The organism is Serratia oryzae (assembly GCF_001976145.1).
Classification (GTDB): Bacteria; Pseudomonadota; Gammaproteobacteria; order Enterobacterales; family Enterobacteriaceae; genus Chania; species Chania oryzae.
The window spans coordinates 131654-144557 of sequence record NZ_MOXD01000009.1; the positions used below are offsets into that span (position 1 = coordinate 131654).

12 protein-coding genes are annotated in these 12904 nt (G+C 55.9%); 3 read left to right on the plus strand and 9 right to left on the minus strand.

Features of this window, described 5'->3' with window-relative positions; translation table 11 throughout:
- Window positions 1-771: a pimeloyl-ACP methyl ester esterase BioH gene (gene bioH, locus BMI79_RS16505; protein WP_076943214.1), complete on the plus strand. Its 771-nt coding sequence runs from the start codon at window positions 1-3 to the stop codon at window positions 769-771.
- A gap of 12 nt (window positions 772-783) precedes the next feature.
- Here bioH and BMI79_RS16510 read toward each other — a convergent pair whose 3' ends face one another.
- From BMI79_RS16510 to greB, 5 genes are all read right to left on the minus strand, one after another.
- Window positions 784-1023 (minus strand): FeoC-like transcriptional regulator, encoded by a 240-nt coding sequence (locus tag BMI79_RS16510; RefSeq protein WP_076943215.1) that lies wholly within the window; start codon window positions 1021-1023, stop codon window positions 784-786.
- Entirely contained in the window at window positions 1023-3338 is a 2316-nt protein-coding gene (feoB, locus tag BMI79_RS16515; protein WP_076943216.1) for a Fe(2+) transporter permease subunit FeoB, read from the minus strand. Before feoB ends, BMI79_RS16510 begins: the two co-directional genes overlap by 1 nt.
- A gap of 81 nt (window positions 3339-3419) precedes the next feature.
- Complete coding sequence (gene feoA, locus BMI79_RS16520; RefSeq protein ID WP_076943217.1) at window positions 3420-3641, minus strand: ferrous iron transporter A; 222 nt, start codon at window positions 3639-3641, stop codon at window positions 3420-3422.
- 251 nt (window positions 3642-3892) lie between these two features.
- A complete protein-coding gene (locus BMI79_RS16525) occupies window positions 3893-6232 on the minus strand; it encodes a Tex family protein (RefSeq protein ID WP_076943218.1) in 2340 nt (779 codons plus the stop codon).
- Window positions 6233-6333: 101 nt separating this feature from the next.
- On the minus strand, window positions 6334-6810 hold the full coding sequence (gene greB, locus BMI79_RS16530) for a transcription elongation factor GreB (protein ID WP_076943219.1): 477 nt from the start codon (window positions 6808-6810) through the stop codon (window positions 6334-6336).
- A gap of 367 nt (window positions 6811-7177) precedes the next feature.
- On the opposite strand from greB, the gene ompR reads away from it, so the two are divergent.
- Both ompR and envZ read left to right on the plus strand, forming a co-directional pair.
- Complete coding sequence (ompR, locus tag BMI79_RS16535) at window positions 7178-7897, plus strand: osmolarity response regulator transcription factor OmpR (RefSeq protein WP_004709363.1); 720 nt, start codon at window positions 7178-7180, stop codon at window positions 7895-7897.
- On the plus strand, window positions 7894-9264 hold the full coding sequence (gene envZ / locus BMI79_RS16540) for a two-component system sensor histidine kinase EnvZ (RefSeq protein ID WP_076943220.1): 1371 nt from the start codon (window positions 7894-7896) through the stop codon (window positions 9262-9264). Before ompR ends, envZ begins: the two co-directional genes overlap by 4 nt.
- Window positions 9265-9287: 23 nt before the next feature.
- Here envZ and BMI79_RS16545 read toward each other — a convergent pair whose 3' ends face one another.
- From BMI79_RS16545 to hslO, 4 genes are all read right to left on the minus strand, one after another.
- Window positions 9288-9767, minus strand: a complete 480-nt coding sequence (locus BMI79_RS16545) for a type II toxin-antitoxin system VapC family toxin (protein ID WP_076943221.1) — start codon at window positions 9765-9767, stop codon at window positions 9288-9290.
- Window positions 9764-10027, minus strand: coding sequence for a FitA-like ribbon-helix-helix domain-containing protein (locus BMI79_RS16550; protein WP_076943222.1), 264 nt, complete (start codon window positions 10025-10027; stop codon window positions 9764-9766). Before BMI79_RS16550 ends, BMI79_RS16545 begins: the two co-directional genes overlap by 4 nt.
- A 160-nt stretch (window positions 10028-10187) precedes the next feature.
- The gene (pckA, locus tag BMI79_RS16555; protein WP_076943223.1) at window positions 10188-11807 is read right to left on the minus strand and encodes a phosphoenolpyruvate carboxykinase (ATP); all 1620 of its coding nucleotides are present in this window, start codon (window positions 11805-11807) and stop codon (window positions 10188-10190) included.
- A 195-nt stretch (window positions 11808-12002) separates the two neighbouring features.
- Window positions 12003-12881, minus strand: coding sequence for an Hsp33 family molecular chaperone HslO (gene hslO / locus BMI79_RS16560; protein ID WP_076943224.1), 879 nt, complete (start codon window positions 12879-12881; stop codon window positions 12003-12005).
- Window positions 12882-12904: the final 23 nt, after the last annotated feature.

Consider the following 12904-nt stretch of genomic DNA (forward strand, 5'->3'; position numbering starts at 1 on the left):
ATGACAGCGCTGTATTGGCAAACCCTAGGTGAAGGCGATCGCGATCTTGTGCTGCTGCACGGGTGGGGATTGAATGCGGAAGTATGGAGTTGCACGTTGGATCGACTGACGCCGCATTTTCGCGTGCACCTGGTCGACTTGCCTGGCTATGGCCGCAGCCAGGGGGATGGCGAACTCTCGCTGCCGCAGATGGCGGACATTCTGCTGGCGGCGGCCCCTGCGTGCGCTTACTGGCTGGGTTGGTCATTGGGTGGGCTGGTGGCCGGGCAGGTTGCACTGATGCAGCCTGAGCGCGTAGCCGGATTGATCACCGTGGCTTCCTCCCCCTGTTTTGCCGCACAGGGTGATTGGCCGGGGATCCGGCCCGACGTGTTGAGCGGTTTTCAGCAGCAACTCAGCCAAGACTTCAAACGCACCGTAGAGCGTTTTCTGGCGCTGCAAACTCTGGGGAGTGAAAGTGCCCGCCAGGATGCGCGCTTGCTAAAAACCGTAGTGCTGAATCAACCGATGCCGAGTGTCGCGGTGCTCAACGGCGGGCTTGATATGCTGCGCACCGTGGATCAGCGCCAATTGTTGGCCAAGCCTACGATGCCGGTGCTGCGTATTTATGGTTATCTGGACGGTTTGGTACCGCGTAAGGTGGCAACGCTGTTGGATGAGTGCTGGCCGCAGTCGTCCTCGGTGGTGATCCCCAAAGCGGCCCATGCGCCTTTCGTTTCTCATCCAGAGGAGTTCACCGATATTATTCATCAGTTTACTGCCAGCCGTTAAGTGCGGCGGTGTTCAGTTTTTCAAACGATAAACCACCGTGCTGCACCCGACGCCTTCTGGGCAGTTCTTGCAACTGCCGCTCAGGCATTCGCTGTTATCTTGTTCAATACGCTCTACTTTCCCCATCGCGGTTAAACGCTCCAGCATAGCCTCAACCAGTGGCAACGGCGTCGCCAGTTGGTAGCTCAACTGTTGCGCCTGGGCGCTGCCCCGTAGGGCCAGCGCATCACGGAGTTGCAGCAGGCTGGCCATCAGTGGCAATCCCCTTGCGGGTTTTGGCAGCAGGCGGCGGGCGTGGCGCTGCGCAGGCGGATGGTGACGCGGCTGCGGGCTTTACGCAATGCCAAGAGCAGCAACGCATTAAAGGCCAACACTGACAGGATCGCCACCAGGCTGTATTGCGGATGCTGGGCAAAGGTCGCCGTCTGGTAGAACAGGGTGGCCAATGAATAAGCGACGTTCAGCCCCCACAGGATGGAGAAGGTCATCCATCCACGGCTTGATTCGCGAGCGATAGCGCCCATCACCGAAACACAGGGGATATACAACAGCACGAAGATCAGATAGCTGTAGGCCGAAATCGAGGTGCCGAATTTGCTGCTCATGACCCCCATGGAGCCAGCGCCCATTTCGCCATCGCCTTTGCTGGCCTCGATAGGGTTAAAAAGTACGCTGAGGCTGAAAGTGTCCTTCAGGCCTTGCCAGGTTTCATCTACGGCTGTGGTCAATTCATCCAGTAAGTTAAAGCTGGCGGCGTCGAACGGCTGATTGGTGAGGTGTTCGGCGGTATAAAGCGTGTTGAGCGTACCCACCACCACTTCTTTGGCCATCGCCCCGGTGACCAAACCGACGGTCGCCTGCCAGTTATCGCTGTGAACGCCCATCGGTTGCAGCAATGGCGTGAGCACTTTAGAAACCGAGGCCAGCGCTGAATCATTAATGCTGTCTACCGGCTTGCCGCTGAAAGAGAAACTGTTCAGGCCACCGATCAGGATACTGGCGATCACAATCACTTTCCCGGCGCGCAGCACAAAGCCTTTCAGCCGTTGCCAGGTTTGCAGCAGCAGGCTTTTCAGGTGTGGGACGTGATAAACCGGCAGTTCCATAACAAATGGTGAGGCTTCACCGCGCATAATGGTGTATTTCAGCACCAGGCCGGTCAGGATCGCGACCACAATGCCTAACATATACAACGAGAACACCACGCCAGCGCCGTCCTGGCCGAAGAAGGCGGCGGCAAACACGGCAAAGATCGCCAAACGTGCACCGCAGGACATAAAGGGAGCCATCATGATGGTGATCAGGCGTTCGCGCTGGGCATCCAGCGTGCGGGCACCCATGATCGACGGCACGTTACAGCCGAAGCCGACGATCAGCGGCACGAAGGATTTCCCCGGCAAGCCGAGCGCCTGCATCAGGCGATCCATAACGAACGCGGCGCGTGCCATGTAGCCGGAATCTTCCAGGAAGGACAGGAACAGGTACATCATGCCGATCTGCGGCACCAGTGGCAGCACGGTATTGATCCCGCCGCCGACGCCCTGCGCCAGGAAAATGGTCAGCCACTCAGGGAAATGCAGGGTGTAACCAAGCCACTGGATCCCTTGGATAAAGATCGCCGACGAACCGAGATCGAAGATCGGTTGCAGCGCCCCGCCAATGTTAATCGCCAGCAGGAACATCAGGTACATCACCAGCAGAAAAATAGGCACGCCGAGCCAGCGGTTGAGGATCACCTTATCCAGCATCTCAGTCAGGCGGTTTGGCAATGCCTGCTGCGCGTTGCTGACCGCATCGCAAATGGTAGCGATCGACTGATAACGGGCATCGGCTATGACCAGAGCCGGATCTTCCTGCTGCTGCTGTTGCAGCGCTTGCCTGGCCTGCGGCAGCAGAGCGATAGCTTCACCAGCTAGCTGGTGGCTATAGATATCCCCTTCCAGCATCTGCAGCGCCAGCCAGCGGCGCTGTTCGGTGGGCAGATTCTGCGGCATGGCTTCGGTCAAGGCGTTGACTTGGTCGAGCAGCAGTGGCGGGTATGCCACCAGCGCTTTGAGCTGATTGAAACGGTGATTGTCGATCATCTGCTTCAACACGCCAATGCCGTCGGCTTTGGTGGAGATCAGCGGCACCACCGGGCAACCCAGGCGTTCAGACAGTGCGGCGATATCAATATCGATATGCTGACTTCTGGCGATATCCAGCATGTTCAGCGCCACAATGCAGGGAATGCCGAGCTCCAGCAGTTGCAGCGTCAGGTAGAGGTTACGCTCCAGGTTTGACGCATCCACCACGTTGATCAGTAAATCAGCATCGCCGCTCAGGATGTAATGGCAGGCGATCTGCTCGTCGAGGGAGGTTTGTTCGGAGATGGTCGTGAGCGAATAAGTGCCGGGCAAATCGACCAGAGTGACCTGCGATTGCGGGGTAGTAAACTGGCCTTCTTTACGTTCGACCGTGACCCCAGCCCAGTTACCCACCCGCTGACGTGCACCGGTGAGCTGGTTGAACAGCGTGGTTTTCCCTGAATTCGGATTACCTATCAAGCCAATGGTAATTTTCTTCATAATCCAACGTGATATCAGTAAATTAAGTACCGGCCATGCACAGAGGCACGGCAAAAGCCTGAGGCGGGGGGCGGCGTGTGATTACTGGCCGTCGAGCAGGATCAGGTCCAAATCTTTTTTCCGCAGCACCAGGCTGACGCGGCGGGTTCTGATTTCTATCGGATCGCCGAGCGGTGCAACGCGGATAACTTCAAACAATGAGCCGGGCAGCATCCCGAGCGACAGTAGCTTCTGCCGGTACGCGGGGCTGATTTCACTGGAGAAACCGGCGATTTTATACGTCTGTTTAGGAAGAAGATGCATGTTACCTTCTTGGGTATTCAAAGCGTTCCGCTGGAACGTCATTTTCAAAACAGTGTTGCCCAGACTACCCGAGGCGGGGTAAATGGGGCCGCAATAGACATGCAGCACAATAATAGTGAGAACGATTATCGTAAGCAATACAAAAAGAAGGGATATTGAGTGGTAATTGTACTACTTTCTTGCGATGCATCAAAAAGTGAGTGGAAATATTGTGTGGCAGAGGGCGGAGCGAGCTCCGCCCGTCGTGAGGCTTAACGCTTTTTACCGAACGCGGCGGCCAGTGCATCGCCCATGGCACTGTTGCCTGCCGGGGTGCTGCTGCGCGGTTTCGCGGCTTTATTGGCCGGCGGGCGGGCGGCGTTGTCGCGCGCTGGTGCGCTGTTGTTGCCACCGCCACCACGGCGTGGTGAACCCTCGCCCGGTTGCTCATCCAGGCGCATGCTGAGTGCAATGCGCTTGCGCTGCAGATCGACTTCCATCACCTTCACTTTGACGATATCACCCGCTTTCACCACGGTATGCGGATCTTCAACGAACTTGTCGGCCAGCGAGGAGATGTGCACCAGGCCATCCTGATGCACGCCGATATCCACAAACGCGCCGAAGTTGGTGACGTTAGTCACTGAACCTTCCAGAATCATGCCCACTTGCAGATCGTTCAGCGTTTCCACGCCTTCTGCAAAGGTGGCGGTTTTGAATTCTGGGCGCGGATCGCGGCCCGGTTTTTCCAGCTCTTTCAGAATGTCGGTAACGGTTGGCACACCGAATTTATCGTCGGTGAAATCGCTGGCTTTCAGATTACGGATAGCGTTGGGGTTGCCCATCAGATCCTGCAGCACCTGCTGGGTCGCGGCCAGAATGCGTTCTACCACCGGATAGGTTTCCGGGTGCACGGTTGAGGCATCCAGCGGGTTATCACCGTGGTTGATACGCAAGAAGCCCGCACATTGTTCAAAGGCTTTTGGCCCCAGTCGGCTGACTTTCAGCAGTTGCTCGCGGTTGCTGAAACGGCCGTTTTCATCACGCCAGGTGACGATGTTCTGCGCCATCATGCGCGTCAGGCCGGCCACGCGGGTCAGCAGAGGGACGGAGGCGGTATTCAGATCCACCCCGACGGCGTTTACGCAGTCTTCCACCACCGAATCCAGCTTTTTCGCCAATTGGCTTTGGCTGACGTCATGCTGGTATTGGCCAACGCCGATGGATTTCGGGTCAATTTTCACCAGCTCAGCCAGCGGATCCTGCAAACGGCGAGCAATGGACACCGCACCGCGCAGGGAAACGTCGAGGTTCGGGAATTCCTGTGCTGCCAGTTCGGAAGCGGAATAGACCGAAGCCCCGGCTTCGCTGACGATCACTTTCTGTGCTTTGACTTCCGGGAACTGTTGCTGCAGCTCGGCAAAGAAACGCTCGGTTTCGCGGGAAGCGGTACCGTTGCCGATCGCCACCAGCTCGACCTTGTGCTTGATGCACAGTGCGGCAACCACCGCAGCGGCTTTGGCGGCCTGACCGGTGTGCGGATAGACGGTATCGGTCGCCACCAGTTTGCCGGTGGCATCCACCACCGCCACTTTAACGCCGGTACGCAGGCCTGGGTCCAGGCCCATGGTGGCGCGCATGCCAGCCGGGGCGGCCATCAGCAGATCGTGCATATTGCGGGCGAAAACGTTGATCGCTTCATCTTCCGCACGTTCACGCAGGGTGCCCATCAGCTCGGTTTCCAGGTGCATCAGCACCTTGATGCGCCAGGTCCAGTTAACTACCGCTTTGCGCCAGGCATCTGCCGGCGCGTTGTTCAGGCGCAGATTGAGGTGATTGATGATGATCAGCTCGCCCTGGCTTTCGCGCGGCGCTTCTTCAAACTGCGGATCGGCATTCAGCGCCAGTTGTAACACCCCTTCATTGCGGCCGCGGAACATCGCCAGCGCGCGGTGTGAAGGCACCTGCGCAATCGGTTCGTGGTGATCGAAATAATCGCGGAATTTCGCGCCTTCCTCTTCTTTGCCTTCGACGACCTTGGACACCAGATGGGCGTTTTTCCAAAGGTAATCACGCACTTTAGCCAGCAGCGTGGCATCTTCGGCGAAGCGTTCCATCAGGATGTAGCGCGCGCCGTCCAGCGCTGCTTTCACATCGGCCACGCCTTTGTCGGCATCGACATAGCGTTCAGCCGCCTGTTCCGGCTGCTGTTGCGGATCCTGCCACAGCAAATCGGCCAGCGGTTCCAGGCCGGCTTCGATGGCAATTTGCCCACGGGTGCGGCGTTTGGGTTTGTACGGCAGGTAAAGGTCTTCGAGTTCTGTTTTGCTCAGGGTGGCGTTAATTGCCCCAGCCAGTTGTTCGGTCAGCTTACCTTGCTCATCAATGGACTTGAGGATGGTCTGGCGGCGGTCTTCCAGTTCACGCAGATAACCCAGGCGGGTTTCCAACTGGCGCAGTTGGGTGTCATCCAGGCCTCCGGTGACTTCCTTACGGTAGCGTGCGATAAACGGCACGGTATTACCTTCATCCAGCAGACGGATGGCGGAGTCAACTTGCTCCGGCCGGGCCTGCAATTCTGTTGCAATAATGCGGCTCAGTGGGTCATTCATAAGTCGGGTATCTGTTCAGCACGATAATCAAATAGGGGGATAGTTATACGTTTTGCAGGGATAAAATGCCAGCGCAGCGGGGCGCGGGCTGAAAAAGGCCCTCATTCTTTCACATAGGTGATCGCATTGACCGACCAGAAAGCTTCACCTGCCGGGGTTTGCACCGTGGCACTGTCGCCCACTTCCTTTTTCAGCAGCGCGCGGGCCATCGGTGAGTCGATGGAGATATAGTCTTTGCGGCCAAAAATCTCATCGTAACCGACGATGCGAAAGCGTTTGATATCGCCGTCATCGTTTTCGATCTCAACCCAGGCACCAAAGAATACGCGGCCTTCCTGTTGTGGTGAGTAATCAACGATTTTCAACTGCTCGAGGCATTTGGTGAGATAACGCACGCGGCGATCGATCTCACGCAGCCGCTTTTTGTTGTACTGGTAATCGGCGTTTTCGCTTCTGTCGCCCAGGCTGGCGGCCCAGGTCACTTTTTTGGTTACTTCCGGGCGTTCTTCACGCCAGAGAAAGTCCAGCTCCTGCTTCAGCTTGTTGTATCCCTCACGGGTAATCAGCAATGTTTTCATCGTTATCCACCTTGCGGCCAGCTGTTAATCTGGGGATTTTCGCATAAACGGGCCGTTGGGTGAGTTTTTTATCGGCATCTCTGACGTACACTGCCAAAATGGCTGTTTTGGTGATTCTGCTGTCTGGGTAAACAATCATTAAATCGCAGGGCTTTTTGACGAGCCTTGGCCCGAGACTTGAGTGAAAATAGTTGATATCTGGGCAAAAGAATAAGCTTTGTAACAATTTCGGCTAGAATGTATACCATTAAATGCTGTCAGTAATGACAGGGTTTTTTAACAATACGAGGCTGTTGCCAAACCGTTGCCACGTACCGGTACGTGTCACAGCCTAGAATCAGGCAATACCGCCTTTGGGAGTAACACAATGCAAGAAAATCATAAGATTCTGGTCGTCGACGATGACATGCGCTTGCGTGCGCTTTTAGAACGTTATTTAACGGAACAAGGGTTTCAGGTGCGTAGCGTGGCCAACGCTGAGCAAATGGATCGTTTGCTGACGCGTGAATCTTTCCATCTGATGGTGTTGGATCTGATGCTGCCGGGGGAGGACGGGCTTTCTATCTGCCGCCGTCTGCGCAGCCAGAGTAACCCGATGCCGATCATTATGGTGACTGCCAAGGGGGAAGAAGTGGATCGCATCGTCGGGCTGGAAATTGGCGCCGATGACTACATTCCCAAGCCGTTCAACCCGCGTGAACTGTTGGCCCGTATCCGAGCGGTGTTGCGCCGTCAGGCCAATGAATTGCCAGGGGCACCTTCTCAGGAAGAAGCCGTAATCGCCTTTGGTAAATTCAAACTGAACCTGGGGACGCGCGAAATGTTCCGGGAAGATGAGCCTATGCCACTCACCAGCGGTGAGTTCGCGGTGCTGAAAGCGTTGGTCAGCCACCCGCGCGAACCCCTGTCACGCGATAAGCTGATGAACCTGGCCCGTGGTCGTGAATACAGCGCGATGGAGCGTTCCATCGATGTGCAGATTTCCCGCCTGCGCCGCATGGTGGAGGAAGATCCGGCCCATCCTCGTTATATTCAGACCGTTTGGGGCCTGGGTTATGTCTTCGTACCGGACGGCAGTAAGGCATGAAGCGATTGCGCTTTTCACCGCGTAGCTCGTTTGCCCGAACTTTGCTGTTGATCGTCACCCTGCTGTTTGTCAGCCTAGTGACGACCTATCTGGTGGTGCTCAACTTCGCCATCCTGCCCAGCCTGCAGCAGTTCAACAAGGTTCTGGCGTATGAAGTCCGTATGCTGATGACCGACCGGCTGCAACTGGAAGATGGTACGCTGCTTGAAGTGCCGCCGGCGTTCCGCCGCGAAATCTACCGTGAGCTGGGCATTTCCCTGTATACCAACGCTGCGGCGGAGGAGAGCGGTTTGCGCTGGGCGCAGCACTACCAGTTCCTCAGCCAGCAGATGGCGCAGCAACTGGGGGGGCCGACCGACGTCCGCGTTGAGGTGAATAAAAACTCACCGGTGGTATGGCTGAAAACCTGGCTGCAGCCGGATATCTGGGTGCGCGTTCCGCTGACCGAAATCCATCAGGGCGACTTCTCGCCGCTCTTCCGCTACACCTTGGCGATTATGCTGCTGGCGATCGGCGGTGCCTGGCTGTTTATCCGCGTGCAGAACCGGCCCTTGGTCGAGCTTGAACACGCTGCTTTGCAGGTGGGGAAAGGGATTATTCCGCCGCCGTTGCGTGAATATGGTGCCTCTGAGGTGCGTTCCGTGACCCGTGCGTTTAACCAGATGGCGTCCGGCGTCAAGCAACTCGCTGACGATCGCACGCTGCTGATGGCCGGGGTAAGTCACGATCTGCGCACGCCGCTGACGCGCATCCGGCTGGCGACGGAGATGATGAGCACTGAAGATGGCTATCTGGCGGAGTCAATCAATAAAGACATTGAAGAATGTAACGCCATCATCGAGCAGTTTATTGATTACTTGCGTACCGGCCAGGAAATGCAGACCGAGCTTAGCGATCTGAACGCTATTCTGGGTGAAGTGGTGGCGGCAGAAAGTGGCTATGAGCGGGTGATCGAAACCGACATACTGCCGGGTGAACTGATGATGAATGTGCATCCGTTATCAATCAAGCGCGCGGCGGCCAACATGGTGGTGAATGCGGCTCGCTATGGCAATGGCTGGATCAAGGTCAGCAGCGGGCGTGAGCTGCAACGCGGCTGGTTCCAGGTGGAAGATGACGGCCCGGGTATCAAGCCGGAAGAGCTCAAACACCTGTTCCAACCTTTCGTGCGCGGCGACAGCGCGCGCAGCACCAGCGGCACTGGCCTGGGGCTGGCGATCGTGCAGCGTATTATCGATGCTCACGCAGGGGTATTGGATATCGGCACCAGCGAACGCGGTGGGTTGCGCATCCGCGCCTATATTCCAATGCCGATGGAAAGCGGGGAATTGCTTAACGGCCAACAGACGGTGAAAGATACGGTATAACTCTTGACCGGGCCGTGGCTCGGTCAGGGTTTTCGGCTCATCACGTAGTATTCCGCCGCGTCTTCATGCAGGCGCCTGCCGGTGGTGGCCTGCCACGGGTCGATTAGGGTAACACCACTATGAATGAAATCCTTGGTGTTACGTGTTGCCAATACGGCACCATAATGCAGGCAGGTCGCGGCAATTTGATTGTCTGCCATGCTGATAATTGTACCGCGACGGCGATTGGCCCCCATTAATTCTGCATACTGTATGGCGCAGTCAGCATCAAAAGGTAAAATCCTTTCAGGAAACTCTTCCTGTAGCATCAGATCTAAACGATTTTGCAGTTCAAGCTGCCTTTTCCCTGCGGGCATACAGGTGATGCCGGTATAGAGTTCTGCAACCACGATTGCACTTAGATAAAATTGATAAGTATCCTGTTCATCCAGCCACTTCAAAACGGTGTAATGAGGGGCTGGGCGCAGTAACTCTGAAACTACATGAGTATCGAGAATGATCATGCTTGGTCATCATCATCGTCAAAATTAATAATGCGTGGCGGTGTTGCGTCACGTGGTGGGATTGCCAGTTCGACACCGCCGAATTCAGCAAAATGCTGATGCAGGCGCGTTCCCAGCCCATAACGCGGCGGCTTTTTCGTCAGTGCCTGTTTCAAAATCATACGCACTTCCTCTTCCATGGAATGACCGTTTTTCGCTGCTGAGATGCGCAGCAGCTCTTTTATTTCGTCGTCCAGATTCCTGACGGTGATGGTAGCCATTAACCCCCCCCTGTGCTAGCAATGATTGCATTGCATAATTCTGCTATCGGGTTGGTTAAAAAGCAAGCGATTGGAATGAAAAAAGGCGCGGTGAGCGCCTTGGGGGAGAAAGTGTAGGGGGCTAGGTTAAGACCATTACAACGCCCCCTACAAGAGGGTATTACAGCTTCGGCCCGACACTGACCAGCGCGGCACCGGCCGGTGTATCCGTGTATTTGTCGAAGTTGGTGATAAAGCGGTTCGCCAGATCGTGCGCTTTCTCTTCCCACTGCTCTACCTTGGCGTAGGTAGCGCGTGGATCGAGGATCGCCGGATCAACGCCCGGTAAGGACGTTGGCATCGCTAGATCGAAGATCGGTAGCGTAATGGTTTCTGCTTTATCGATTTCACCGTTGAGAATAGCGTCGATAATGCCGCGGGTATCTTTGATCGAGATACGTTTACCCGTGCCGTTCCAGCCGGTGTTCACCAGATAAGCCTGCGCACCGGCCGCTTGCATGCGCTTAACCAGCACTTCGGCGTACTGGGTTGGGTGCAGTGATAGGAAAGCGGCACCGAAGCAGGCGGAGAAGGTTGGCGTCGGCTCGGTAACACCGCGCTCGGTACCGGCCAGTTTCGCGGTGAAACCAGACAGGAAGTGGTACTGGGTCTGGTTGGCCGTCAGGCGCGATACTGGCGGCAGTACGCCAAAGGCGTCGGCCGTCAGGAAGATCACCTTGGTGGCGTGGCCCGCTTTCGAAACCGGTTTAACGATGTTGTGGATATGGTAGATCGGGTAGGAAACACGGGTGTTCTCGGTTTTCGAGCCGTCGTTGAAATCCACCGTGCCATCGGCCAAAACGGTGACGTTTTCCAGCAGTGCATCACGCTTGATGGCGTGATAGATATCCGGCTCGGCTTCCTCGGAAAGCTTGATGGTTTTGGCGTAGCAGCCGCCTTCGAAGTTGAATACCCCGTCGTCGTCCCAGCCATGCTCGTCGTCGCCGATCAACTGACGTTTCGGATCGGTAGAAAGGGTGGTTTTACCGGTGCCGGACAGGCCGAAGAATACCGCCACATCGCCTTTCTCGCCCACGTTGGCCGAGCAGTGCATAGAGGCGATGCCTTTTAGCGGCAGCAGGTAGTTCATCATTGAGAACATCCCTTTTTTCATCTCGCCGCCGTACCAGGTGCCGCCGATCAACTGCATGCGTTCGGTCAGGTTGAACGCCACGAAGTTTTCCGAGTTCAGGCCCTGCTGTTGCCAGTTCGGGTTGGTGCATTTGGCACCGTTCATCACCACGAAGTCAGGCTCGAAGTTTTGCAGCTCTTCTTCGCTTGGGCGGATGAACATGTTTTTCACAAAGTGTGCCTGCCAGGCCACTTCAGTAATAAAGCGGACTTTCAGGCGGGAGTCTGCGTTGGCACCACAGAAGGTATCCACTACAAACAGGCGCTTGCCAGAGAGTTGTTCGGTGACCAGCTTTTTCAGATCTGCCCAGACTTCAGGGCTGAGAGGTTTGTTGTCGTTCTTGCCTTTACCCTGATCGGCCCACCAGACGGTGTCCCGGGTGATGTCGTCGCGGACGATGTACTTATCTTTTGGAGAACGGCCGGTGAAGATACCGGTATCAACGGCAACGGCTCCCAAGCTGGTTACTACACCACGCTCAAACCCTTCCAGTGAAGGGTCAGTCTCTTCCTTAAACAGTAATTCATAACTCGGATTGTGAACGATTTCACCAACGTTATGAATACCATAAGCGGCAAGATCCTGGTGGGTTATACCTTTAACACGCATGTCACTGCTCCTTGATCACAGAATTTCTGGCAACAATTGTAGGGATTCAGTGGGGAGTAACCGCGATAGGTATCAAATATTTAACGTTTTAAACGTTTTTTACTTACGTTATGCGATATAGCACACGGAAAAAAGCAAGCGTGCAAACTGCGCGGGCTGGCGAGCGCCTGAACGCTCGCCAGAGTGTGGTGCAACTCAGTGTAACTGCGGATTGCTGTCGGTATTACCGTTATAAAGTGCGGCAATGTCCACGGCATCAAAGACATAATGATTGCCACAGTAGTCGCAGTGCATGTCAATATTGCCGTCTTGCTCCAGCATGTTGGTCACTTCTTCCATTGGCAGCGTCATCAGCGCATCGGCGCAACGCTGGCGCGAGCAGGTGCAGCGGAAAGTGACATCCTGAGGCTCGTAGAGCGTCACTTCTTCCTGGTGGTACAAGCGATAAAGCACTTCGTTAGCGGGGAGGCCAAACAGTTCTTCATTCTTGATGGTGGCGGTCAGTTGCACCAGATGATCGAAGTCGTCGGCATTGCCGTCCTGTGCCGGTAGCACCTGCAGCAACATACCGCTCGCGGCGGGTTGGCCAGCTGATTCCCCGGTACGGATAAACAGGCGGGTCGGCAACTGTTCGGACTGGCGGAAATAGCCTTCCAGGCAGGCTGCCAGGGTTTCACCTTCCAACCCGACGACGCCCTGATAGCGCTCACCTTCGGTTGGGCTGATGGTGATCACCATAATGCCGTTACCGAGCATCTGATGCAGCGTGTTGCCTTCGGTGATTGGGCCTTCCACACGGGCGACGCCGCGCATTTCCTGGCGGTTATTGCCGTTGATGACGGCCAGTTTGAGCGGGCCGTCACCTTGGACCTGCACGGTGATGTCACCGTCGAACTTCAGCGTGGCAGTCAGCAGGCTGGTGGCAACCAGCAGTTCACCGAGCAGCTTTTGCACCGGTGCCGGGTAGTCATGGTTGGTCAGAATCTGCTGATAGGTTTCGCTGACGGTAACCAGCTCACCGCGCACCGCGTAGTTTTCGAACAGGTAACGGTGTAATTGGTCATGGTTGGACATAGTTTTCTCTCATTGAGGTGAAG

Coding starts and splice junctions, on each gene's coding strand:
- BMI79_RS16545 (WP_076943221.1), bottom strand. CDS start 9,767: ATGATCATTCTCGATACTCATGTAGTTTCAGAGTTACTGCGCCCAGCC.
- BMI79_RS16510 (WP_076943215.1), bottom strand. CDS start 1,023: ATGGCCAGCCTGCTGCAACTCCGTGATGCGCTGGCCCTACGGGGCAGC.
- BMI79_RS16525 (WP_076943218.1), bottom strand. CDS start 6,232: ATGAATGACCCACTGAGCCGCATTATTGCAACAGAATTGCAGGCCCGG.
- ompR (WP_004709363.1), top strand. CDS start 7,178: ATGCAAGAAAATCATAAGATTCTGGTCGTCGACGATGACATGCGCTTG.
- BMI79_RS16550 (WP_076943222.1), bottom strand. CDS start 10,027: ATGGCTACCATCACCGTCAGGAATCTGGACGACGAAATAAAAGAGCTG.
- pckA (WP_076943223.1), bottom strand. CDS start 11,807: ATGCGTGTTAAAGGTATAACCCACCAGGATCTTGCCGCTTATGGTATT.
- bioH (WP_076943214.1), top strand. CDS start 1: ATGACAGCGCTGTATTGGCAAACCCTAGGTGAAGGCGATCGCGATCTT.
- hslO (WP_076943224.1), bottom strand. CDS start 12,881: ATGTCCAACCATGACCAATTACACCGTTACCTGTTCGAAAACTACGCG.
- feoA (WP_076943217.1), bottom strand. CDS start 3,641: ATGCATCTTCTTCCTAAACAGACGTATAAAATCGCCGGTTTCTCCAGT.
- feoB (WP_076943216.1), bottom strand. CDS start 3,338: ATGAAGAAAATTACCATTGGCTTGATAGGTAATCCGAATTCAGGGAAA.
- greB (WP_076943219.1), bottom strand. CDS start 6,810: ATGAAAACATTGCTGATTACCCGTGAGGGATACAACAAGCTGAAGCAG.
- envZ (WP_076943220.1), top strand. CDS start 7,894: ATGAAGCGATTGCGCTTTTCACCGCGTAGCTCGTTTGCCCGAACTTTG.